Below are 23,990 nucleotides of genomic sequence, written 5' to 3' on the forward strand. Positions count from 1 at the left end.
TATAACCTATGGGTAATTTCACCCGATCGCAACGCAATTAAACCACAGAATTACTCTTTTCTATTCTACATCGATCGCATAAAAGCATTCACCGCATCATATTGGTCGGCCATCCGCGAATAAAACTCGATTGATCGCAAATCCAACTCCGGCAACAATTCACTTTTACTCACCAACTCATATCCCGTTGGACGCAAGCAATAAACCGAAATTACACCATCCTCCCAAAACCAAACCTCCTGCACTCCAACCCGACGATATATTTCCAGCGTATCAATTCCACCACTCGTCACTGTCACCTCGATCGCCAAATCTGGAACTGACTTGCGCGTACCCAAACAGTAAGACTCATCTGGTTCCTTCCGTGCGCCCAATTCCTTCATCCCTATGGTTGTACTGCCGCGCCCGTAGAAACGAATATTTCTCATCCGCATATAAATTTCTAAAAGCTGGCCTAAAGTGTTTTTAGGTTCTTCGTGGGCCTCAGATAAAGGAGCCATAATTTCTAAACACCCATCCAAATAAGTTAAACGTGCCCCGGTTCCTGCCAAATCTGCATCCAACTTTTCCAGAGTCTCCCATGTCACGTTTGACAGGAAGGCCGCACCTGTACCCAATCCTGCTTTAGAAATTGCGACAACCATCTGACTTACCTTTTACGATCGCTTTTCCATAATATATGACTTCAAAAATTTGGAGTCTATCGTCATACTAAATCCGGCTGTAATATTCTATTCTTTAGTCCGCGAAGGCGGACTTCGTTTGTGTAGTAGCGGTTTCAACCGCCGAGTCTGATTGTTCCCAAAAATATTTTTCCCCAAACAAAAAGCGCCCCTATTTCTAGGAGCGCTTTTTGTCAATCGATAGCTAAAACTTAGCCATTGATAGAAGGAGCAACCAAAGCTACAGGAGTGGTAACACCTGCAGCCAAGTCGAGAGGGAAGTTGTGAGCATTGCGCTCGTGCATCACTTCCATACCCAAGTTAGCGCGGTTGATGACATCAGCCCAAGTATTGATAACACGACCTTGAGAGTCGATAATCGATTGGTTGAAGTTGAAACCGTTCAAGTTGAAAGCCATTGTCGATATACCCAAAGCGGTAAACCAGATACCGACAACTGGCCATGCACCTAACAAGAAGTGCAAAGAACGGCTGTTGTTGAATGAAGCGTATTGGAAAATCAAACGACCGAAGTAGCCGTGGGCTGCAACGATGTTGTAGGTTTCTTCTTCTTGACCGAATTTGTAACCGTAGTTTTGCGATTCGGTTTCGGTTGTTTCACGAACCAAAGAAGAGGTAACTAAAGAACCGTGCATTGCGGAGAACAAAGAACCACCGAAGACACCAGCAACTCCCAACATGTGGAACGGGTGCATCAGGATGTTGTGCTCTGCTTGGAACACGATCATGAAGTTGAATGTGCCGGAGATACCCAAAGGCATACCGTCAGAGAAAGAACCTTGTCCAATTGGGTAGATCAAGAATACTGCGGTGGCTGCTGCAACTGGTGCAGAGTAAGCGACGCAGATCCAAGGACGCATACCTAAGCGGTAGGACAATTCCCATTCACGACCCATGTAGCAAAATACACCGATCAGGAAGTGGAAAATTACCAATTGGTAAGGGCCGCCGTTGTACAACCACTCATCGAGGGAAGCTGCTTCCCAGATTGGGTAGAAGTGTAAGCCGATGGCGTTGGATGAAGGAACAACTGCACCTGTGATGATGTTGTTACCGTACATCAAGGAACCTGCTACTGGTTCACGGATGCCGTCGATGTCCACTGGAGGGGCAGCGATGAAGGCGATGATGTAGCAGATGGTTGCGCTCAGGAGGGTGGGAATCATCAAGACGCCGAACCAACCTACATAAATGCGGTTGTCTGTGCTTGTGACCCACTCACAAAAGCGTTCCCAGACATTGGCGCTTTCGCGCTGTTGTAAGGTTGTTGTCATGGTTTTATGATTGCTTTATTTGGTTTTCAATGTTCGGATGATGTTTCTATTATTAACGGTGTTGTTAAGGTTTGTAAAGGGGTTGAGCGACAGTTAAACTGATGACTGCGATTAGGAAAGCTGATGAAAGGAGAGACAGGGGCGATCGCCACGGGTTTTGTTAAGAAAGTTGAGGGTTTTGCTTTCTGCGGGTCGGCTTGTGATATATTTCTCAAACCTGAAAGCGGGAAAGTCCGGTGCAATTCCGGCGCTGTGCCGCAACTGTGAAAGTCAGAATGCCGGTTTCGGGGGCGCTTTGTGGGCGTTTACTTTTGGATTCCCTGCGTAGCACGGGGAGGAGATTATTTGTTAGCTTTGACTGATTTGCCGACTTGTCCGGGTTTATTTTATGGTTCCCAAGCCCGAGACGGAGTTTTATCGAGAATGCGGATTCCGGGGGGAATTTTAAACGCACAGCAGTGTTGGACGATCGCCGATTTGGCCGATCAATACAGTACCGGCTGTTTGCAAGTGACAAATCGGGCAAATTTGCAAATCCGAGAAGTGAACTCGGAAATAGCCCCGGAAGTCTGGAACCGCTTGCAGGAATTGGGGATAGCGTCTCGCCGCGTTGAAGTTGACCCGATTCGCAATATAATGGCAAGTCCGACAGCAGGGATCGATCGCCAGCAGTTACTGGATACTCGCCCGCTAGTCAAAGCTTGGGATGATTACCTGCAAACACATTCCGAGTTGTCGGAACTTTCGCCTAAGTTCAGTATTGGCTTCGACGGCGGGGAATCGGTTTCGATCCAGGCTTTACGCAACGATATTTTATTAGCTGCATTGGGTCGTTCAACCCAATCAGAAATCGTTTTTCGGCTGCGTTTAAGCGGCGATACAGAAATTTTAATCCAAGAATCGCAATGTATTTTAGTATTAGCAGCCCTCGCTAGCACCTATCTTGAATACACCAAAAATCGACCTCGAATTGATGGCAAAAAACCGCGTTTGCGTCACCTGCTGGCAGATTGGGGCGCTGAAAGTTATCTAGAAAGGGTACAGCAGGATTTACCATTTTTATGGCAATTCACATCTTCCACCTTTCCCAAAAACAGCCAAGATGCCTCATCTGAAAAATCCTTCCCCCATCACCGACATCTCGGCATTCATCCTCAACGACAGTCCGGTTTCTCCTATATGGGAATTGCACTGCCTCTCGGTAGGCTAGAATCAAAGCAACTGCGGAATTTGGCGAATTTAGCCCAAAATCTAGCCAGCGGTACCCTGAGACTTACGCCGTGGCAAAATCTGCTAATTTCTGATATCCCCAACTCCCAGCTTTTTGAGGTAAAACAGCAAGTCGCCGATTTGGGATTGCACTCGTCGGCGACTCGCCTAGATTCGTGCTTGGTGGCTTGTGCCGGCAGCAGTGGCTGTGCGTCGGCGGCGACAGATACTCAAAGTCACGCCCTAGCAATGGTGAGGGATTTAGCGCAAAAATTGACGATCGACCTGCCGATTAACATTCATTTCAGCGGTTGCCAAAAGTCCTGCGCCCAGCACCAGCCCATTGATATCACGCTGGTAGGAATTCAGATTGAGCGAGGAGACGAGACGATCGAAGGTTACGACATTTATGCGGGTAGAAAAGATTTGCCCTTCGGACGACAAATTTTTCAGGCGGTGAGTCCGATCGAGATGCCCGATGCGATCGAGCGAATGTTGCGGGTGTATCAGCGGTTGCGAGAGCCTGGGGAGTCATTGGGTGAGTTTGTTGATCGGCAGGCGATCGACCAATTGCAGGAGTTGTTGAGCACCGAAAATTGGAATTGAAAGTGAAAAAATATCCCATAAAAACAGACAAATTTTAAGCATTTCTCTTTCTATCTCTCTTGAGATTTCTTCCTTCGCGTCCTTCGCGCCTTCGCGGTTCATTCAAAAAATCTATTTCACAAATCCTACAAAATTCCCATAGCAGTTTTAAACAATGATTGACTACATTCGAGACGGAACAGAAATCTACACCAAATCCTTCGCCACAATTCGAGCCGAAGCAGATTTGTCAAGCTTGCCGCCCGATTTAGAATTGGTAGCCGTGCGACTAATTCACAGTTGCGGCATGACCGATATTGTTACAGATTTAGCAGCTTCCCCCGGGGCCGCAACCTGCGGACGCCAAGCCCTCTCAGCAGGTGCGCCCATCCTGTGCGATGCCCGGATGGTGGCCGAAGGCATCACTCGCAAACGGCTTCCCGCTGACAATCCGGTGATTTGCACCCTCTGGCATTCCGAGATCCCGGAGTTGGCACGGCAAATCGGAAATACTCGATCGGCCGCGGCCCTGGATTTATGGCTGGACAACTTGCAGGGTGCGGTTGTGGCCATCGGCAATGCCCCGACTGCTTTGTTCCGACTACTGGAAATGCTGGATGCCGGGGCACCCAAACCGGCTTTAATTCTGGGTTTCCCGGTAGGATTTGTGGGGGCCGCCGAATCCAAAGCCGAACTGGCCGCCAACAGTCGGGGAGTGCCATTTATTACGTTGCACGGGCGGCGCGGTGGCAGTGCAATGGCAACGGCGGCCGTGAATGCGTTAGCGAAAAAGGATGAATTATGACTAAGGCGAATGGTAAATTGTACGGTTTGGGTATTGGCCCTGGCGATCCAGAGTTGATTACTTTGAAAGCTTATCGGATTTTGCAATCGGTGCCGGTGATTGCCTATCCGGCGATGGAAAATGGTAAGGTGCTGGCGCGGGCGATCGTCGCAGATTATCTGCGCCCGGAGCAAATTGAGATTCCGATGCCGTTGCCTTTTAGTCCGACGCGATCGTCTCAACCTTATTATGATATTGCTGCCGAGAAAATTGCGGCACATCTGAGCGAGGGGCGGGATGTGGCGGTGCTATGTGAGGGCGAACCTTTTCTCTACGGTTCGTTTATGTATCTATTCAACCGTTTGTCGGGGACATTTACCACTGAAGTTGTGCCGGGAATTTCTTCGACAATGGCGAGTGCGGCTGCGTTGGGAGTGCCGCTGACTTATCGTAACGATGTGTTAAGTATTATGCCTGCGACGCTGGATGCTGAGGTTTTGCGCGATCGACTGGCGGTTGTTGATGCTGCTGTGATTATTAAGCTGGGCCGGCATTTTGCGAAAGTCCGGGAGGTACTGATTGAGTTGGGACAGTTCGATCGAGCACTGTATATAGAACGCGCAACTATGCCGAATCAGCGAATTCGGGCGATCGCAGATGTCGAACCCGCTGAAGTTCCCTATTGGGCTCTCATTATGATACCTAGCCAGCAAAAGTCTGTATCTTAATATTTCCATGCCTGAAGGCGACGCGCTTCCAGGCTTTACCTACTTTTTTGTGCATTCTTACCTCTTTATCCAGTTTTCTGCGAATTGATAAGTTAACCTTATAACTTCTATCAGTTAATCTGTTGTTAAAATACTTTACAAACCTTAGAATATGCTTTATGTTTATTTACATGGCGGAACACAAAGCCGTCACGAACATTGAAAACAAAATAAAGCAATCATAAACAAATGACAACAACCTTACAGCAGCGCGAAAGCGCCAATGTCTGGGAACGCTTTTGTGAGTGGGTCACAAGCACAGACAACCGCATTTATGTAGGTTGGTTCGGCGTCTTGATGATTCCTACCCTCCTGAGCGCCACCATCTGCTACATCATCGCCTTCATCGCTGCCCCTCCAGTGGACATCGACGGCATCCGTGAACCAGTAGCAGGTTCCTTGATGTACGGTAACAACATCATCACAGGTGCAGTTGTTCCTTCATCTAACGCAATTGGTCTTCACTTCTACCCAATCTGGGAAGCAGCTTCCCTTGATGAGTGGTTGTACAACGGCGGCCCTTACCAATTGGTAATTTTCCACTTCCTGATCGGTGTATTTTGCTACATGGGTCGTGAATGGGAACTGTCCTACCGCTTAGGTATGCGTCCTTGGATCTGCGTCGCTTACTCTGCACCAGTTGCAGCAGCCACCGCAGTATTCTTGATCTACCCAATTGGTCAAGGTTCGTTCTCCGACGGTATGCCTTTGGGTATCTCCGGCACATTCAACTTCATGATCGTGTTCCAAGCAGAGCACAACATCCTGATGCACCCGTTCCACATGTTGGGAGTTGCTGGTGTCTTCGGTGGTTCTTTGTTCTCCGCCATGCACGGTTCTCTCGTTACTTCTTCCTTGGTTCGTGAAACAACCGAAACCGAATCGCAAAACTACGGTTACAAATTCGGTCAAGAAGAAGAAACCTACAACATCGTTGCAGCCCACGGCTACTTCGGTCGTTTGATTTTCCAATACGCTTCATTCAACAACAGCCGTTCTTTGCACTTCTTGTTAGGTGCATGGCCAGTAGTCGGCATCTGGTTTACCGCTTTGGGTATCTCCACGATGGCTTTCAACTTGAACGGTTTCAACTTCAACCAATCGATTATCGACTCGCAAGGTCGCGTTATCAATACTTGGGCTGATGTGATCAACCGCGCTAACTTGGGTATGGAAGTAATGCACGAGCGCAATGCTCACAACTTCCCTCTCGACTTGGCTGCTAGCGAAGTCAGCCCAGTAGCAATGGTTGCTCCTTCTATCAACGGCTAAGTTTTAGTTTTTGATTAACAAAAAGCGCTCCTAGAAATAGGGGCGCTTTTTGTTTGGGGAAAATATTTTTCAGACAGTCATGGACGCATGGCTCCGCCGACGAAGACACCGCAACTACAAAAATAAACAGTTCGCGATCGCACTCCTATTAAAGAAACCGGCTTTTTTACCGAATCTACGCGCTGCAACCCATCTTTTCCTAAAAAACCCGGTTTCTGACCACCCGTGCGTCCTGGACTAATATTGATAGGTGCGATCGCCCTTTAATCCAACATAAATAATCCCCATGATATTTGAAACAGAGAGATTAGTTTTGAAACCGATTGTGGAGAGCGACCTCAACAAGCTTCATAGAATTTTTATCGATGCCTATGTGAGGAGATATCTGTGCGACGGCGAAATCTGGTCGCTAGAAAAGGTTGAAGAAATGCTTGCCGAAAATAAAAAGCTGTTTGCCCAAAAGCAATTCGGTATGTGGTTTATCGAAACTAAGAGCGATCGAGAAACTATTGGATTTGTTGGTTTGTGGTATTTTTTTGAAGAAGCACAGCCCCAGTTAGTTTACGCACTGCTGCCGAAAGCACTTAAAAAAGGTTACGCTACTGAAGCATCAACCAAAATATTGGATTATGGTTTTGATGAACTTGGCTTTAACTATCTTGTCGCAAGTTGCGATCGCCCAAACATTGAGTCGCAAAAAGTCGCAGAAAGACTCGGAATGAAACAAGTAGAAGAAAGAATTATGAATGGAAATCCCATATTATTCTTTAGAATCGATAAGTAGTAATTAGCAGTAAGGGCGCAATGCACAAATGGCTTTCGGTGGTGGGGATTGGCGAAGATGGACTTTCGGGACTCGGCCCGATCGCCTCTACCCTCCTCTCTCGATCTCAAATCGTTGTTGGTGGCGCCCGTCACCTAGCAATGCTACCAACCGACGACACCCGCGAAAAATGGGTTTGGGCATCGCCTTTGCAAGCAACAGTTGACGACATCCTCCGTCGCCGGGGACAGTCTGTGTGCGTGCTAGCAAGCGGCGATCCGATGTGTCACGGAATTGGGGTAACACTGTCGCGCCAGATTCCCATTTCGGAAATGACTGTGATTCCGGCTGTATCGGCTTTTAGTCTTGCTTGCGCCCGTTTGGGTTGGCCACTGGCCCAAGTTGAGACTTTCAGTTTGACAAATCGCCCGATCGCATCGATCGCCCTTGCTTTGTCCCCCGGCGCGCGCCTGCTGGTGTTGAGTGCTGACAGGCACACCCCTAGTCTTGTGGCAGCAATGTTAACACAGCGGGGGTTTGGCAGCAGTTTGATGACCGTGTTCGAGCGGATGGGATCGGAATCGGAACGGCGGATCGAGCGGGTAGCAGCAGCCTGGAATGAATCGGATTTGGCGGATTTGAACACGATCGCAATTGCAGTTGCAGCCGATCGCGAAACTGTGATTTTTCCTCGTACCTCGGGTTTGCCGGATGCTGCTTATCGCCACGACGGACAACTTACCAAGCGGGAGGTTAGAGCCGTTACTCTGTCAACGTTAGCTCCGATTCCCGGAGAGTTACTTTGGGATGTGGGGGCGGGCTGCGGGTCGATCGGGATCGAATGGATGCGGAGTCATCCTCGGTGCAGGGCGATCGCGATCGAACGCGATCCGACTCGATTGCAATACATCGCCGAAAATGCCTCGACTTTGGGCGTTCCCGAACTCGAAATCGTTGCGGGAGAAGCGCCGGAAGCCCTGACAAATTTGCCTCAACCGAATGCTATTTTCATCGGCGGCGGTGTCACCGCAGAAGCTGTGCTGGAAACTTGCTGGAATGCTTTAGGTGAAGGCGGCCGATTAGTTGTTAATGCGGTGACAGTTGAGAGCGAGTTTAAAGTTTTGCAATGGCACGATCGTTATGGTGGGGAACTCATTAGAATTGGCATTCAGCGAGTAGGGGCGATCGGCTCTTTTCAGGGTTGGAAACCGTTTGCACCCGTGACGCAGTGGGCCGTAGTTAAAATCTAAAAATATAATAAAAACGAGATTCTACATCAAGAATATTATCCCGCAATTGCGATAAAATTGTATGTCACCGTACCCCGAGCCGTCGGAGGCCAGAGTCAGGACATTAGCAGTCATCTAAAATAATCCCCGATCTTCTATTTATAAATACTTTGGCGAGATTTGAGTTCATAGTAGATGGCCCACCAGTATCACAACAAGCTCGCAGGCGAGATCGTCTTAAAGCTTGGAAAATGACGGTTAGGCAAGAGGCTGAAAAATAGTGGTCTTCAGAGCAAAAAACAGCTACGGGGCTCGTTATGCTCCAGATAACTTATTTCTACGATTCTGTTAAAATTGATGTGGACAACATAGTAAAGCCAATTCAAGATGCAATTATTGGCCTAGCCTACGTGGATGACGATCAAGTAACCGATGTTCTAGTCCGGAAGAGGAATTTATCGGGTAACTTTACAGTAGAAAATATGACCTCGACCCTAGCGGAAGGATTTGCTCGTGGCAATGAATTCTTGCACATTGTCGTAATTGATGATCCTGACCAAGAGGTACTGACATGATGGCAACCCCAACTGCAAACATAGAAAGAGAGCGATTACTGAAATTAGCAGAGGAGTATCGTGAGAGAGGTTACGAGGTTTCATTTCATCCCAACCTTGAAGATTTACCTGACTTCCTGAAAAGCTATCGCCCCGATATGATAGTGCGCCGGGGTAAAGAGTCAGTAGTTATTGCAGTCAAGTCACGCTCCTCACTCAATTCATCCTCTACTCAATATTTACGCAATTTAGCCCAAGCAGTAGCAGAAAATCCTGGTTGGAGGTTTGAGTTAGTGATGACTAACCCGGAGGATGCAGTCTATTTTCCCAAAGCTGAGGGTTCTCTTCAAGAGCATGAAATAGAAGCGCGCTTGCAAGTAGCAAAGCAACTTGTAGCACAACAACATCTAGAGTCAGCTATGCTATATTCCTGGTCTTTAGTTGAGGCGACTTTGAGAATTGTTGCGGAAAAAGAAGAGCTAAGTTTGACAAGATTACAGCCACTTTTTTTAGTAAAACAACTGGCAACTGAGGGGGTAATTTCCCAATCAGAGTATCAGTTACTAATGAATGCACTTTCATTGCGTAACGCAATTGCTCATGGCTTCAAAACTACACAACTTACGCAAAACTCTGTATGCGAACTGATTGAGATTGCAGAGCAACTATTGAAATCTCTGCATACTGGCGAAGAAGCAAGCTAACCTTTTAAAAAGCATAATAGTTACGCAATGAACACGAAAAAGCCAGCTTTGAGATTGCTCTCCCGTTGCGCAATGACAGAAAATCGTAGTGGTGCGTAAGTCCTGTCCTGTAAAAAAAATAGGTTGGGTTTAACACAAGTAAACCCAACCTACCAATTCAATTAAAATTCAGAATTTAGCCTTGATTCACAACAGTCGGTTTTAAACTTTCCTGTGACTTGGCTCGATCTAAACCCTTTTGAACTTCCACAGATTCCTTAATCGGTTTCCGGGCTTCAATTAAAGTCAAAGCTTTGTTGACACTTTCAGGTAAAATCACTACCAAACTGCCGGCAGGAGCCTCATCTAAAGCCTTGTTAACGGCCGTTGTTTCGTCGAGAATCAACTCGTATTCAACTTGAGATTTCTTTGCGGTTCCTGCAGAAATCGCCTCTGCAATCCCCTGGCAAATTAACTTGGCCACCACACCGGGTTCTCGCCCGCGCCTGTCAATATCTTCCTTGACAATAATGCGATCGAACATCTCGGCCGAAAGTTTGCCCAGCGTGACAAAATCTTCATCTCGTCGGTCTCCGGGGGCGCCGACTACCCCTATCCGCAGTCCCGGCCAATTCAGCACGAAACTGCCCAAAGCTTTGTAGCTGTGGGGGTTGTGGGCGTAGTCGAGCAAAGCGTGATAGTTACCCAATTTAAACAAATTCATCCGTCCGGGAGTTTGACCGACCGATGCTTGGAAGCTTGACAAAGCCGATCGAATATCTTCTATTTTCACTCCTTGGGCAAAAGCCGCCAAACAAGCTGCTAAAGCATTAGCAATCATAAACGGCGCGCGCGCGCCCATCGTCAGCGGCACGTTCACAGCCTGCTCAATTCTCAGCGTCCAATCGCCTTTCAAGATCGACAAATACCCATTTTCGTAAATCGCTGCCAGCCCGCCCGCAGCGGTATGTTTGGCAACCAGTTCGTTGTCCGGGTTCATCGAAAAATATGCAATTTGAGCCTTGACACGCTGCGCCATCCGTGATACCAACGGGTCGTCTGCATTTAAAACTGCATAGCCTTTGGGCATTACCGCCTCGACGAGGACGCTCTTGAGTTTGGCGAGCTGTTCCACGGTGTCGATGTCGCCAATTCCCAAGTGATCGGCCGCGACGTTCAAGACGACGCCGACATCGCACTGATCGAAGCCCAGGCCCGATCGCAAAATTCCGCCTCTAGCCGTTTCCAGCACCGCTACTTCCACCGTTGGGTCGGACAAAATCAACTGAGCACTCTGCGGCCCGGTATTGTCTCCGGTTTCTACCAAATAATCGCCGATGTAAGTGCCGTCGGTAGTCGTGTAGCCGGTAATCTGACCGGTCTGCTTAACAATGTGGGCAAGCAGGCGAGTAGTTGTCGTTTTGCCGTTGGTTCCCGTTACCGCTAAAATCGGCACCCGGCTGGTTTGAGGCGAGGGGAAAAGCATATCGAAGACGGCGCCGGCGACGTTGCGGGGTAAACCCTGACTCGGGGCGACGTGCATTCTGAAACCCGGTGCTGCGTTGACTTCGACAATGACGCCGTTGACATCGCGCAGGGGTTGGGAGATGTCGGGAGTTACTACGTCAATGCCGGCGATGTCCAAACCGATAATTTTGGCGACTCTGGAAAACAGCCAGACGTTTTCCGGGTGGATTTCGTCGGTGCGATCGACTGCAATGCCACCGGTACTCAAGTTTGCTGTCGCCCGCAAAAATACTCTTTCGCCGGCGGGCACTACGGAGTCCATCGCGTATCCTTGTTTTTGCAGCAAATCCAGGCACAATTTGTCGATCGTGATCCGGGTGAGCACGTTGTCGTGTCCGTCTCCTCGCTGCGGGTCGCGGTTTACTTCTTCAATAAGCTGTTCTACTGTAAACTTGCCGTTGCCCACGACGTTAGCGGGGACTCGTTCTGCGACTGCTACGACTTGCCCGTTGACTACCAATACTCTGTGGTCACGACCGACGTAATAGCGCTCGACAATCACGCTTTTTGTTTTTGATGCCGCGCTGGCTAAGTCGTAAGCTTCTTCTGCTGCTTCCCAAGAATTGATGTCGATCGTAATGCCGCGGCCGTGGTTGCCGTCTAGGGGTTTGAGGACGATCGGATAACCGCCGACTTCTTCGATCGCCCCGTGCAGTTCATCCAAATAATTAATCACCGTCCCTCTTGGAACAGGTACGCCGGCGCTAGCGAGGATATTTTTGGTACCTTCCTTGTCACAGGCAAGTTCTACCCCCAAAACTCCCGTGCGGTTGCTCAGAGTTGCCTGAATCCGCTTTTGGTGAACCCCATAGCCGAGTTGAATCATAAACCGGGCGCTCAAAGGCATCCAAGGAATGCCGCGCGCTTCTGCTTCCTTAATCAGTGTTTCCGTGCTCGGCCCCAGGGCCGCCGACCCAGCAAACCCTCTAAGGTCTCTCAAATCTTGGACTAATTCTGCTGCTGGATAAGTGCCTGTATCGGCAATACTCTGGCACATCCGCACGCCCGCCCGGGCTGCATAGCGACCAGCTTGTTCGTTTTGATACTCAATCACTACTTGGTAAATGCCTGGGGTCGCAGTTTCGCGGGTGCGGCCGAACCCGACCGGCATTCCTGCCATTTCCTGAAGTTCTAGGGCGACGTGTTCGATTACGTGTCCCATCATTGTGCCTTCTCTGACCCGTTGCAGGAATCCTCCCTGATGGCCTGGAGAACAGTGATGCTCGTTCAAACTCGGAAGTGCGGCGATCAACCCTTCGTAGAAGCCAGGAATTTCAGATGTGGTTTTATCTGCCCACTCCTCTAAATCCAAACGCATCAGGACGAGTTTGTGGCGTCGGATGCTCCAGTAGTTGGGGCCGCGTAAGGTCTGGATTTTAAGTATTTTCATGGTAGTTAGAGGGGTATGGGGCGCGAAATCTTATAGATAATTGGAGCATTTATTCAATTTCGATCTAGATTGCTCGCTCGACTGTTCGCAGCGAACAGTTTGGGAGTGAATTTCCAGTTATGGGCTACCCAATTGAAAATTCATGCCCCTGCGAGCAGCTAAAAACAAGTACAGATCCATGGCTAGCAAAAACTCAAAGCCCGAAGTTAGAATTTTCTGTGATTCTGCCTCCTGGTGTCAGCCCGTGGCTGCTTCGGAATCTATTCTATTGTTGTATCCATGATTCGGCCGGAATGCCGCCTAATTTCTGCCGAATCAATGACAAGAGATGTTCTGCGTTAGTTGGCTGTGCGGCATTCGGGGGGCCAGCCAGACTCGGAACAGGCTCCCGATGGCATTGGTTTGCCTAGGGGCATATTGTAGCAATCTCCGTGACACAGAACGTGCAAGCGCATATTGAACAGACTTAAGGGTTCTGTCGCTCCTACCAGAGACTCATTGGTATAAAAATTTTCCCTAGAATCAACAATAGTCACAGTGCCTTTACCGAGAACTTTCATAGTATCGTCTCCCTCAAACAAGGCGCAGGTGTCTTCGTCAATACCAATAGCGATGCGATCAGGATGGCAAGCCACAGCCGACAGCAAGCGAGCCATCCGGTTGCGGTTGTGAAAATGCTGGTCTACGATGAGCTCAGGAATAATGTTAAGTCCGTTTGCCATGTCTACTAAAGATCGGTTCGGTGACGCCCCACTCCCGCCGCCTGCAATCATGTGATATCCCATCACCGCAGCACCCGCGCTCGTACCGGCGAGGGTAATCTTGCCTTCGAGAGTTTCTTTGCGAATTTTCTCCATAAGCGGGGTGTCCGCCAGCAGCCCGCAGAGCCTCAGTTGGTCGCCGCCTGTGATGAATACGCCCGTACAATCTTCTAAGTAATCTTTCCAGACGGGGTTTTCGGCTTGTTCGCGTTCGCGGATGTCCACTACTTTGACGGCACTAACGCCCATTTCGTCAAATATGGTGCGGTAACGGTTGCTAATTCCTTCGGGATCTCGCGAAGCGCACGGAATAATCGCCAGCCGAGCGTTTGCACCCCCAGCACGGCAAAAAAAGGTGTTTAGAATCTCTCGCCCGTGAACTTTGTCTTCGGCTCCCCCGATGACCATAATCGAAGTTTTTGTGCGCTGGGGAATATTGTGTTCAAGGGCTTGAGATGTCAACTGCTGCATGGTGTGTCTTCCTTTGTTGGATGTGAAATTCAATTTTGCCGTTGCTGTGGTTACAATAGGGCTTTTTAAGAATAAATTTTTGTTTGTGCGAGTGAGGTGCGATCGCCGATCGCGCTATCCCGCAGTTGTTTGGCCGCGAGTTTGCTTACAGTCGCTGTCATGAAAAACTGATTTATTGTTGTACAAAACGGGGCCGCCGACAAAGGAAGAGAATTTAACTTGCAAAAATTTTCAGAAATTATAAGAAATTATAAAGAATAAAGCAATTACTGAAAACTGAACTCACCCTAAGGGTCAAACTAGAGGTGATGTATCAATAAATTCCAATAATTGTGCGCTTTGACGTAGTTACCTTATTTCCAGAATTTTTCCGGGCTCCCCTGGAGTCGGGACTGATGGGCAAAGCCTTAGCTAAAAAAATTGCTGAGGTGAATTTTGTCAATCCCCGCGATTTTACCACAGACAAACACCAGCGAGTCGATGACGAGCCTTACGGGGGCGGAGTGGGGATGCTGATGAAACCGGAACCGATTTTTGCTGCGGTGGAGTCGCTGCCGGTTTTGCCAAGGCGGGAGGTGATTTTGCTGACTCCCCAGGGGGAACCGATGCAGCAGGCGATGTTTCGAGAGTTGGCGGCCGATCGCGATCAGTTGGTGTTGATTTGTGGCCATTATGAGGGTGTGGACGATCGAGTCCTGCATTTGGTAACTCGCGAGGTATCTTTGGGGGATTTTGTGCTCACGGGGGGCGAAATTCCGGCTTTGGCTTTGATTAATGGGGTTTTGCGATTGCTGCGGGGAACTGTGGCCAAGGAAGATTCGCTGAAGTTTGAGAGTTTTGAAGACGGACTTTTGGATTATCCGCAGTACACTCGACCGGCGGATTTTCGGGGATTGAAGGTACCCGACGTGTTGCTGTCTGGTAATCACGCAGAAATTGCTCGCTGGCGCAAGCAACAGCAAATTGAAAGAACTCGATCGCGCCGACCGGATTTGCTAGCGGATTAGTTAACTTTTGACTTTTAACAGTCGGGGTTGAGCATCCTATTTTTAGCAGAGAAACTTATGTTAAAAAATCAACTTTTGTGCTGTACGGCGATCGCCTTTTTACTCGCCGCTGAAGTTACTGTCAATTTAACTCCTGGCAGCGGTGGCAAATGGTTACATATTAACCGGGAAGCTTTTGCCCGAAGCAGTGGCGGAAGTAGCGGCGGGCGATCGTCTTCTTCTAGTTCTAGTTCCAGTTCCAGCCGCTCTAGCAGTACCTCGCCTAGCCGTTCTAGTTCTTCTAGTTCTTCTAGCAACAGCTCGTCTGGCACTTCTTCTAGTCCTTCTAGTCCTTCTAGAAACAGCTCGTCTGGCACTTCTTCTAGTTCCATTCCCAGCCGTCCCAGTACCAGTGGAAACACTGGGGGAAGAGTTCGCAGTGGCTCTTTTGAAAAGGCGGCTTCACCTGCACCTGTCGCCGTACCTAACCCTCCAATTCCCCAACAATATGGAAATAACAGAACTGTAATTATTCAGCGCCGCACCTATAATTCCGCTCCGAGTTATGCAGTTCCTTACAATGCCGGTAACAGTCAGCCCAATACTGGTTATAACCCAGAGCCAGCAGTTAATCCAACGCCAATCACCACTGATAATTCGGGCGATCGCCAACTCGTAGCGCCATCTTCAGACAATCCCGGTAACAGTCAGCCAAATACTGATTATAATCAACAGCCAGTAATTAATCCAGCACCAATTCCCACTGAAAATACCTCTGACAACGCTCCGAGTTCGCCATCATCTGAGGACTGGAAATTGTTTTGGTTTTGGCTGTTTTTTTCGGGAGGGGGTGTAGCGTTAATCGCTTACTGTATTTACTATTATCGACCCCAGTCTGGATATCAAAATAAAAAACATATTTTTGCTGTCAGCAAGTTGCAAGTTGCAATGTTAGTGGGATCTTGCCCAGTAGTTCAAAGTCAGCTAACTGAATTGACATTAAATTCTGACCTAAAAAGTGCGACCGACAGGGCAGAATTTTTGCAAGAATGTGTTCTGGTTGTTTTGCGTTCGTGCGACAATTGGACTCACGTTTGCGGGAATTCCCAGATATTTGCGAGTCGGGAGGAAGCGGAGCAAATATTCAATCAACTCTCGATTCAAGAACGCAGCAAGTTAAGTTTAGAAACTCTGACTTTGATTAACAGCGACATCCGCTACCGCCCGTCTGTCAGTGCTGGGAATCGAGGGTCGGGAGAGTATATTGTAGTGACGTTTTTGATAGGAAGCGAGGATGTCAGACCGCTGTTTGGAGACATTCGCGATAGTGGGAAATTTAAAATAGCGTTAGAGAAAACGGCGGCGACTCCTGCGGAGAATTTGCTGATTTTTGAGTTGATTTGGAGTCCGCAGGAGGAAACGGATAGTTTGACTGGCGATGAGTTGTTGAGTTCCTATGCGGATTTGATTCAGGTTGGTTGATGGTTGATAGCCCAGGGCGATCGCTAGTTTTAAGTAAAATAATCGTGGACGCATGGGTATGTAGAAAGCGGGTTGGATAGCGCGTCTACTTCTTTCCAAACCCCACCCAGGGTAAAAAACTCGGTTTGTTTGTTGCGAGTCGGTAAGTTTTAGTAAAAAGCTCGATCGCCCAAAAAACTCAATTATCCTCAGACAAAATATGAAATAATTGTCTACTGTCTGCTTTTCTCAAAAATCTACTTTACATGAACATCCGCATCGGCAACGGCTACGACATTCACTGCTTAGTTCCAGAACGCCCCCTCATCCTCGGCGGCGTGCACATTCCCCACGAATTAGGCTTATTAGGACACAGCGACGCCGACGTACTTACCCACGCTATCATGGATGCCATGCTGGGAGCTCTCAGCTTAGGAGATATCGGGCTGTATTTCCCGCCAACTGACCCGAAATGGAAAGGTGCTGATAGTCTCGTACTGCTGGCACAAGTAAATCAGTTAATATTAGATAAAGGCTGGGAAATCGGCAATATTGATTCGGTGGTGGTGGCAGAACGTCCAAAGCTGAAACCGCATATTGAGCAAATGCGCGATCGGCTTTCTACTGTCCTACAATTAAAACCTGACCAAATCGGCATCAAAGCTACTACAAACGAAAAATTAGGCCCGGTGGGAAGAGAAGAAGGAATCGCGGCTTACGCTGTAGTTTTGTTAGTGCTAAAATAGTTGTCAGATTCTAAGGATTTTCAACCCATTTAGGAGTCAAATCTATGCTCGCCGAAAACTTGGAAATTACAACACCGATCGACGTTGACATCATCGCTCTCGATAAAGACGATCGGGTAGTCGTGCTAATTGAGGTCAAAATTATTCAAGCTCAAGAACAAGCAGCAAAGCAGAGGATTGCTGATTACATGATCTCTTGGATGAAAGCTGTGTTAGCGAAGATATCCGAGCAACGCACCATCATTCCCTATGCTATGTTTGTTGACACCGAAAAAATTCTGATTTTCAAATGGAACGGAGAAAATTTATCTGAGCCTGTTTGCTCTCTAAAAACTGGTAAGATAATTGGTTATTATGAGCCGGAATTTGGTAAAAAATGGATATCTGAGCGTTACTTAGAGAGTCTAATTGAATCGTGGCTGCGAGACTTAGGATATAACGGGAAATCTGAGAGACCGCCAGCAGAATCAGAACAAATAGCAAAAATTGGCTTGTTACAAAGGCTGGCTGGTGGAACAACAAAATCAGGAGTACAACTTGGTAATTTTGTATATAGAGACAAACTTCTTGATGAGTATTGCCACAGGGCGTGACCCTCAAGCCAGTACGTTGCTGAGGCAAATGCCAGCATCTGTACAGTTGACAATACCCAGTATTTGCTACATGGAATCTTTCTCTGCTTTAGAGGACGAAGTGAAGCGACACAACTCTTTCAAGCAGCAACTTGAAAATCAAATCAGCGAGGCTAACCGAGATTTGACTTCGCAGCACGCCCCGTCTCTATGTTTAAAATTAGGTCAGTCTAAAATAGACTATGAAAGACGACGAAATGATATAGAATTCCGTCTGCGCGAATCTATTGAGCAGTTGTCTCAAAATGCTGAGATGATTGATTTAACAGCTAATATTCTTCAAGAAAGCTTGAATGCAACTATCATCGGAAAAGACCCAACAGATAATTTAATTCTACACTGTATCTTGAGTCATGCCCGCTTGCGCCCCACAGAAACCAAAGTATTTCTAAGTGGCAACGTCAAAGAATTTGGCAATCTACCGGAAGTTCAATATGCTTTGCGGGAAGTAGGGATAAAGTATTTTTCGCGCACAGAAGACTTTCTCGGTTGGTTACAATCTCAGTCATAGTTGCACGCAGGTGCTAAACTAAAAAATTATGAAAATTTCTATGATGTTACATTCAAGACTGCGCTGGCTGGCGATTTTACTGGCGGCAATTGCCACTCTAACTCTGTCTGCGTGCACTCCAGCCCGATCGAACTTAGTAAACAGACTCATCGTTCCCACCCCCAGCGGCCCGGCCACCTTTAACTACCCGCTAAATCAATCTGCATACAGCGTATTTGGCTATATGTACGAGGGATTGATCAACGAAAACGGCTTGACCTCGCAGCTAGAACCCGGTTTAGCCGAGTCGTGGGAAGTTTCTAAAGATGGCAAAAAGATTGTCTTCACCCTGCGAGAGGGGTTGAAATGGTCGGACGGCGAACCGATGACTACTGATGACATTATCTTCAGCTATGAAAAGATTTATTTCAATGACAAAATTCCTAGCGGTTTGAAAGATACTTTGAGAGTTGGGATGAGTCGCGAATTCCCAAAAGTTAAAAAAATAGGCAGCCGCCGCGTTGAATTTTCCGTTGCAGAACCCTTTGCTCCGTTTATTAGATATGCTGGGGGAATCCCTATTTTACCAGCTCATATTTTACAGGAATCTATCGATAATACAGACGCAGAGGGCAAGCCTCAATTCTTGACTACTTGGGGCACGGATACTGATCCTAAAAAAATTGTGGGAAATGGTCAATATCGAATGCTGAGCTACACTCCCAATCAGCGCGTGGTTTTGGAAAGAAATCCATATTTTTGGCGCAAAGATGCTGAGGGAAGTGTGCAGCCTTACATCCAGCAAATTGTTTGGCAAATTATCGAAAATACTGACAATCAACTGCTGAATTTTCGATCTGGCGATTTGGATACTCTGAACGTGGAGCCGGAAGTGTTTCCCCTGCTGAAACGGGAGGAAAAACGCGGCAAATATACGGTCTTTAACGGCGGGCCGGATACTGGCAGCGTGTTTATGTGTTTCAATCTGAATAAGGGGCGCAATGCTCAAAATCAGCCGTTTGTAGACCCGGTTAAGTCTCGGTGGTTCGCGACTAAGGAATTTCGGCAGGCGATCGCCTACGGCATCAATCGATCCGCTATGACTAACAATATTTATCGCGGACTTGGCGCGCCGCTGCATTCCCCAATTCCGGCCCAAAGCCCGTTCTACCTGTCCCCAGAACAGGGATTGACAACTTACAGTTACGAGCCGCAAAAATCGAAAGAGTTACTGTTAAGTGCTGGTTTCAAGTATAATAGTAACGGCGAATTGTTGGATGCTGAAGCCAACAAGGTGCGATTTACTTTGTTGATGGCGGCGGGTAAAAAAGTTCGGGAACAAATGGCAACGCAAATTAAGCAAGACTTGGGCAAACTGGGGATGCAAATTGATACGCAGTTCCTGAGTTTTAACACTTATGTGGAAAAGCTGCGGTTGACGCGGAATTGGGATACTTACCTCGGCGGTTTTACGGGAGGTACTGAACCGCACAGCGGCTATAATATTTGGTCTGTTAACGGCACACTGCACAGTTTCAACCAGGGCCCGCAAGCCGGAGAACCGCCGATTAAGGGTTGGAAAGTTGACGACTGGGAGCAGAAAATCGATGACCTTTACGTGAAAGCTTCCCAGGAGCTTGATGAGGCCAAGCGCAAGGAAATTTATGGGGAGACGCAGCGGGTTATAGCCGAACAAGTGCCGTTTATCTATATGGTGAATCCGCTGACTTTTGAGGCGGTGCGCGATCGCGTTTCGGGAATTCGCTACAGTGCCCTCGGGGGTGCTTTCTGGAATTTGTACGAGTTGAAAATAACAGAATAGTCAGCAGTTATTAGTCATTAGTCAGTCATTAATTAATGGAACCTAAAATTTTACAGAAGTTACTCGAATCTGTGGCAGCCGGCGATATTAGCCCGATCGCAGCTTTGGATAAATTAAAGCATTTTGACTTTGAACAAGTCGGTGATTTTGCCAAAATTGACCACCACCGTACTTTAAGAACGGGTTTTCCTGAAGTAATTTGGGGCCCGGGGAAAACGCCCAACCAAATTATTAATATCATCGAGGCCATGCGCGGGCGAAATTCTGCGGTGATGGCGACACGAATCGAACCGGAAGTTTTCGAGCAATTGCAACAAAAAATACCCGATTTGTGCTACTACCCAAAGGCTCGAATTTGTGCAATTTCTCCTAATTCCCCAACTCTGCAGCATCCGGGTACTGTGACTATTATCAGTGCGGGAACGGCGGATTTGCCTGTAGCGGAAGAGGCGGCAATTACTGCGGAACTTTGCGGTTTTCAGGTGCGACGTTTGTGGGATGTCGGAGTTGCCGGCATTCACCGTTTGCTGAGTAACCGGCACGTTATTGCCGATGCTGATGTGTTGATTGCGGTGGCGGGTATGGAAGGTGCTTTGGCCAGTGTGGTTGCGGGTTTGGCAGATTGTCCGGTGATTGCTGTGCCGACAAGTGTGGGTTACGGCGCGAGTTTTGGCGGGATTGCTCCTCTTTTAACTATGCTCAATTCTTGTGCGGCTGGTGTGGGTGTGGTGAATATTGATAATGGATTTGGGGCGGCGATTTTGGCTTGTCAAATTCTGAGAACTGCTGGGAAAGTGGAGAGAAGAGGGGAGGGGGAGAATGGGAGAAAGGGGGAATAGTTAGAAACCCCCTTGATCAGATAAGACTAAGGCCAACTGTCCCACGACGATCAATTTTTAGGGTGCATCTTGCACCATTCTCAAGAACAGGCAAGATGCCTGTTCCACAAAGAGTGAGTTTTCTTGTGGGGTGGGCATCCTGCCCACCCGTAAAAAACCTAATTGAAAATGGTGCAACATCTCAGGTGCGTCAGACTCCGTTATTGAAATATTATTGAAGATTTCCGGTAGTAGAGCACCTTACTATATATGCCAGTGGCGTCCAGGACGGCCAGACTCGGCGGTTGAAACCGCGTTTACACTTGCCTCTGGTCCCAGCAGAGGGCGACTAAAAAATACAGGAGGTATTATTGAAGCCGGGTTTGATATTACTTGCTTGCCAGCCAAATCGGATAAGCAGAAGAATCCTCAGCTTTTAACTTTTGCGCCTGATAATTCTTGCTAGTCCAACTAGCTACTGTTTCCAGGCTTTCTGTCAAACAACTTTCGCTGCCAAACGCTTCAAATCCCAAAGTCCACCACGCGCTGCCGTTAATGTTCAATTGAGTAAGTTCCACGGTGCAACCTTGGGGAATTGGGGCTTCCACAGGCACAGATATCAGGGAACCAGGGGCCGAAACTTGATAAAGACGCTGCGCTCGCTTTTTCTTGACTGCCACCCACTTTCCTGTCGCCAAAATATCCGCCGGTATCGGCGCCATCGTGTCGGCACAAACCCACTTCAGCCACTTTTCGGCTTTGCCTTCCCAGCGGCTGCCGAACTGCATCGTCCCTAACTCTGCCTGACGCCACTTTACCTCCAAGGTTTTCCCACGAAGCTTCACTCCCAAGTAGTCGCAGCTAGGTACTAACAAATATATGTCTTCCCGCTCTTCGGGAGGCGAAAGATACGCGCCGAGACTCTCGCTTCCAAACCATTGATTGAGCGATTTTGGCAGTGCACCGCTATAAAACCACCGCATTTCCAGACTGGCCCGCATAAATTTTTCCTCCGTTCCACAATTTTCGTCAAACCCAGACTGGATTTGCCATACACCATCGACTTTTGTGCCTCTCCACTCTATCCTCCCCCCTCCGGGGCCCTGAGTCTACCCACCGTCATACCATTTTAGATTTTAGATTTTAGATTTTAGATTTGGGAAAGACTGACTAGATAAGGGTTTAGAGCTTGCCTACAGTTGCATTTTTTTTTAAACTGGTGTCAGATCGAGGTATTTAAAAAAATTTCTCACAATCCTTTACATATCTTCACAAGTCTGTTACATTTATTTACAGTACACTAAAAACCATTTAGGAAAAAAAACATGAGTAACAGAGGCTTAATGCTGGACGACCAAGGCAAAATGAACAATTTTGCGATCGAGCCGACAGTATACATCGATTACGAAGCCCGCACCGGCTTCACTCCCTACGCAGAACGCTTAAACGGCCGCCTTGCCATGATTGGCTTTGTTTCTCTCTTGGCTTTAGAAGTTTCGACCAAGCACGGACTGATTAGCTGGCTGACTCACCTGTAATGATTTTGTTAACAATTAAACTATATGGCTATGGATTGCTGGCGGTACACAAACAGCGATCCATAGCTTAACTATTTTGAGGAGCAAGGTTTGGTGAGACAATTAAAATTAAATATTTTTGTTTTACCCTACCCATAAAAAGAATGCTCAAACGAATTGCGGCAATACTTCTGGTGGTTCTAAGCCTCACCTTGACCGGTTGTGTGTCGTCTAAAGGCACGGGACTCAAAAGTTACGTTGATACTGGCGACGGCTATCAATTTCTCTATCCTAACGGCTGGCTGCCGATCGCGGTTTCTAACGGGCCCGATGTGGTGTTCCGCGATTTGATTCAGCAAACCGAGAACGTCAGCGTGGTCATCAGTACAGTTGCGAAGGACAAGACTCTAGCGGATTTGGGAACGCCGACGGATGTGGGATACAAGCTCAGCAAAAGTGCGATCGCCCCGAGTGATTCCGGTCGCGAAGCTGAATTAGTCAATGCAGAAGCTCGTGAATCGCGATCGAAAAACTATTACATATTAGAATATGCCGTTAAGTTGCCCAACCAAGAACGCCACAACTTAGCGAGTGTAGCCGTCAGCCGCGGCAAACTTTTTACTCTTAACGTTTCCACTACCGAAGAACGCTGGCCCAAGGTAAAAGAAGCTTTTGAGAAAGTTGTTAAATCTTTCTCTGTTTATTAGGTTAAAAAGTAGTTAAGAATGGGGAAGAGGGCGCAGGGCCTTGGGGATGGGGAATAGTTGAGTTTATTTTTCTTCCTTCTAACCTCTTCCTTCTTCCTTCTTCCTTCTTCCTTCTTCCTTCTTCCTTCTTCCTTCTTAACTTATGAAAATTCCAACTTTTGTATTAGCTTCAGCTTCTCCAGCACGCCGTCGCCTCCTAGAAAATGCCGGAATTCAAGCTGTGATTTGCCCCAGCGAATTTGATGAAGGGCAAATACAAATGAGGGATGCCAATAAATTAGTGCAGGTTTTAGCAGAGGGAAAAGCTGAGGCGGTAGCTAAGTTTTTGCTGGCTAATTCTCACCCGCAAATTCCTAATCCCAAATCTTGTTTGGTTTTGGGATGCGATTCAATTTTGCTCATAGATGGCGAAATTCACGGCAAACCCAAGGATGCGGAAGAAGCAATCTCGCGCTGGCAGAAAATGCGCGGTAAGGTGGGCGAACTGTATACGGGTCATGCTTTAATTGATACTAGATTCGATGACTTTGGTGAGGCCAGGTCGCGATCGATCATTCGCTGTCAAGTTACAAAAGTTCATTTTGCGGAAGTTACCTCGCGCCAAATAGTGGCTTACGTCGCTACCGGAGAGCCCCTCGCCTGTGCAGGCTGTTTTGCATTGGAAGGTAAAGGCGGCCTTTTTGTCGAAAAAATCGAAGGATGTCACACAAATGTGATCGGTTTGAGCTTACCTCTGCTGCGGCAAATGCTCACCGAAATGGGATATGATGTGGCAGATTTCTGGCAATCTTAAAGTTGGGTGGACAGGGGACAATTTACATTGCCCATAATCTCAGAAATCGGGAGGCAGAGCAACAGT

Annotated in this window: 23 protein-coding genes, 1 pseudogene and 1 riboswitch; of the genes and pseudogenes, 19 read left to right on the forward strand and 5 right to left on the reverse strand. The window is 47.8% G+C overall.

Going from position 1 to position 23,990, the window contains the following annotated elements; all coding sequences use genetic code 11:
- Positions 1–65: 65 nt before the first annotated feature.
- Both D0A34_04175 and psbA (D0A34_04180) read right to left on the reverse strand, forming a co-directional pair.
- A complete protein-coding gene (locus D0A34_04175) occupies positions 66–644 on the reverse strand; it encodes a Uma2 family endonuclease (GenBank protein UNU18168.1) in 579 nt (192 codons plus the stop codon).
- Positions 645–874: 230 nt separating this feature from the next.
- Positions 875–1,957 carry a photosystem II q(b) protein gene (gene psbA, locus D0A34_04180; GenBank protein UNU18169.1) on the reverse strand — a complete coding sequence of 361 codons (1,083 nt, stop codon included), beginning with the start codon at positions 1,955–1,957 and terminating at the stop codon, positions 875–877.
- Positions 1,958–2,140: 183 nt separating this feature from the next.
- Positions 2,141–2,259: riboswitch (cobalamin riboswitch) on the forward strand.
- Here psbA (D0A34_04180) and cobG point away from each other — a divergent pair.
- The 8 genes from cobG (at position 2,255) to D0A34_04220 (ending at position 9,824) form a co-directional block, all read left to right on the forward strand.
- Positions 2,255–3,772, forward strand: a complete 1,518-nt coding sequence (gene cobG / locus D0A34_04185) for a precorrin-3B synthase (GenBank protein ID UNU22164.1) — start codon at positions 2,255–2,257, stop codon at positions 3,770–3,772. It overlaps the preceding riboswitch by 5 nt.
- Before the next feature lie 154 nt (positions 3,773–3,926).
- The gene (locus D0A34_04190; protein ID UNU18170.1) at positions 3,927–4,556 is read left to right on the forward strand and encodes a precorrin-8X methylmutase; all 630 of its coding nucleotides are present in this window, start codon (positions 3,927–3,929) and stop codon (positions 4,554–4,556) included.
- The gene (locus D0A34_04195) at positions 4,553–5,263 is read left to right on the forward strand and encodes a precorrin-2 C(20)-methyltransferase (protein UNU18171.1); all 711 of its coding nucleotides are present in this window, start codon (positions 4,553–4,555) and stop codon (positions 5,261–5,263) included. The genes D0A34_04190 and D0A34_04195 overlap by 4 nt, the downstream gene beginning before the upstream one ends.
- 228 nt (positions 5,264–5,491) lie before the next feature.
- Complete coding sequence (gene psbA / locus D0A34_04200) at positions 5,492–6,574, forward strand: photosystem II q(b) protein (protein UNU18172.1); 1,083 nt, start codon at positions 5,492–5,494, stop codon at positions 6,572–6,574.
- Between the two features lie 286 nt (positions 6,575–6,860).
- On the forward strand, positions 6,861–7,358 hold the full coding sequence (locus tag D0A34_04205; protein ID UNU18173.1) for an N-acetyltransferase: 498 nt from the start codon (positions 6,861–6,863) through the stop codon (positions 7,356–7,358).
- A gap of 20 nt (positions 7,359–7,378) precedes the next feature.
- On the forward strand, positions 7,379–8,587 hold the full coding sequence (locus tag D0A34_04210; GenBank protein UNU18174.1) for a bifunctional cobalt-precorrin-7 (C(5))-methyltransferase/cobalt-precorrin-6B (C(15))-methyltransferase: 1,209 nt from the start codon (positions 7,379–7,381) through the stop codon (positions 8,585–8,587).
- A 296-nt stretch (positions 8,588–8,883) separates the two neighbouring features.
- Positions 8,884–9,141 (forward strand): RusA family crossover junction endodeoxyribonuclease, encoded by a 258-nt coding sequence (locus D0A34_04215; GenBank protein ID UNU18175.1) that lies wholly within the window; start codon positions 8,884–8,886, stop codon positions 9,139–9,141.
- The gene (locus D0A34_04220; protein UNU18176.1) at positions 9,141–9,824 is read left to right on the forward strand and encodes a hypothetical protein; all 684 of its coding nucleotides are present in this window, start codon (positions 9,141–9,143) and stop codon (positions 9,822–9,824) included. The genes D0A34_04215 and D0A34_04220 overlap by 1 nt, the downstream gene beginning before the upstream one ends.
- Before the next feature lie 175 nt (positions 9,825–9,999).
- Here D0A34_04220 and cphA read toward each other — a convergent pair whose 3' ends face one another.
- Positions 10,000–12,720, reverse strand: a complete 2,721-nt coding sequence (cphA, locus tag D0A34_04225; GenBank protein ID UNU18177.1) for a cyanophycin synthetase — start codon at positions 12,718–12,720, stop codon at positions 10,000–10,002.
- Between the two features lie 338 nt (positions 12,721–13,058).
- Complete coding sequence (locus tag D0A34_04230; protein UNU18178.1) at positions 13,059–13,952, reverse strand: cyanophycinase; 894 nt, start codon at positions 13,950–13,952, stop codon at positions 13,059–13,061.
- A gap of 332 nt (positions 13,953–14,284) precedes the next feature.
- Between D0A34_04230 and trmD the strand changes: the two genes are divergently transcribed.
- The 8 genes and pseudogenes from trmD (at position 14,285) to D0A34_04270 (ending at position 21,085) form a co-directional block, all read left to right on the forward strand.
- Positions 14,285–14,959 carry a tRNA (guanosine(37)-N1)-methyltransferase TrmD gene (trmD, locus tag D0A34_04235; protein UNU18179.1) on the forward strand — a complete coding sequence of 225 codons (675 nt, stop codon included), beginning with the start codon at positions 14,285–14,287 and terminating at the stop codon, positions 14,957–14,959.
- 57 nt (positions 14,960–15,016) lie between these two features.
- Positions 15,017–16,420 carry a DUF1517 domain-containing protein gene (locus D0A34_04240; protein ID UNU18180.1) on the forward strand — a complete coding sequence of 468 codons (1,404 nt, stop codon included), beginning with the start codon at positions 15,017–15,019 and terminating at the stop codon, positions 16,418–16,420.
- Positions 16,421–16,665: 245 nt separating this feature from the next.
- Positions 16,666–17,145, forward strand: a complete 480-nt coding sequence (locus tag D0A34_04245) for a 2-C-methyl-D-erythritol 2,4-cyclodiphosphate synthase (protein UNU18181.1) — start codon at positions 16,666–16,668, stop codon at positions 17,143–17,145.
- Positions 17,146–17,189: 44 nt separating this feature from the next.
- On the forward strand, positions 17,190–17,738 hold the full coding sequence (locus D0A34_04250) for a hypothetical protein (protein UNU18182.1): 549 nt from the start codon (positions 17,190–17,192) through the stop codon (positions 17,736–17,738).
- Positions 17,716–18,288, forward strand: coding sequence for a hypothetical protein (locus tag D0A34_04255; protein UNU18183.1), 573 nt, complete (start codon positions 17,716–17,718; stop codon positions 18,286–18,288). The genes D0A34_04250 and D0A34_04255 overlap by 23 nt, the downstream gene beginning before the upstream one ends.
- 40 nt (positions 18,289–18,328) lie before the next feature.
- Entirely contained in the window at positions 18,329–20,089 is a 1,761-nt protein-coding gene (locus D0A34_04260; protein UNU22165.1) for an ABC transporter substrate-binding protein, read from the forward strand.
- A 35-nt stretch (positions 20,090–20,124) separates the two neighbouring features.
- The gene (gene larB, locus D0A34_04265) at positions 20,125–20,928 is read left to right on the forward strand and encodes a nickel pincer cofactor biosynthesis protein LarB (protein UNU18184.1); all 804 of its coding nucleotides are present in this window, start codon (positions 20,125–20,127) and stop codon (positions 20,926–20,928) included.
- A gap of 73 nt (positions 20,929–21,001) precedes the next feature.
- A pseudogene (locus D0A34_04270) lies at positions 21,002–21,085 on the forward strand (cobalamin biosynthesis protein CbiG).
- A gap of 211 nt (positions 21,086–21,296) precedes the next feature.
- Here D0A34_04270 and D0A34_04275 read toward each other — a convergent pair.
- Positions 21,297–21,908: a hypothetical protein gene (locus D0A34_04275; GenBank protein ID UNU18185.1), complete on the reverse strand. Its 612-nt coding sequence runs from the start codon at positions 21,906–21,908 to the stop codon at positions 21,297–21,299.
- A gap of 324 nt (positions 21,909–22,232) precedes the next feature.
- Between D0A34_04275 and D0A34_04280 the strand changes: the two genes are divergently transcribed.
- The 3 genes from D0A34_04280 to D0A34_04290 all read left to right on the forward strand — a co-directional run bounded on the left by D0A34_04280 (position 22,233) and on the right by D0A34_04290 (position 23,924).
- Positions 22,233–22,445, forward strand: a complete 213-nt coding sequence (locus tag D0A34_04280; protein UNU18186.1) for a high light inducible protein — start codon at positions 22,233–22,235, stop codon at positions 22,443–22,445.
- Between the two features lie 143 nt (positions 22,446–22,588).
- Positions 22,589–23,131: a photosystem II oxygen evolving complex protein PsbP gene (locus tag D0A34_04285; GenBank protein UNU18187.1), complete on the forward strand. Its 543-nt coding sequence runs from the start codon at positions 22,589–22,591 to the stop codon at positions 23,129–23,131.
- 142 nt (positions 23,132–23,273) lie between these two features.
- Complete coding sequence (locus tag D0A34_04290) at positions 23,274–23,924, forward strand: septum formation inhibitor Maf (protein ID UNU18188.1); 651 nt, start codon at positions 23,274–23,276, stop codon at positions 23,922–23,924.
- Positions 23,925–23,990 lie beyond the last annotated feature (66 nt).

Source organism: Microcoleus vaginatus PCC 9802, from assembly GCA_022701275.1.
GTDB classification, from domain to species: Bacteria; Cyanobacteriota; Cyanobacteriia; order Cyanobacteriales; family Microcoleaceae; genus Microcoleus; species Microcoleus vaginatus_A.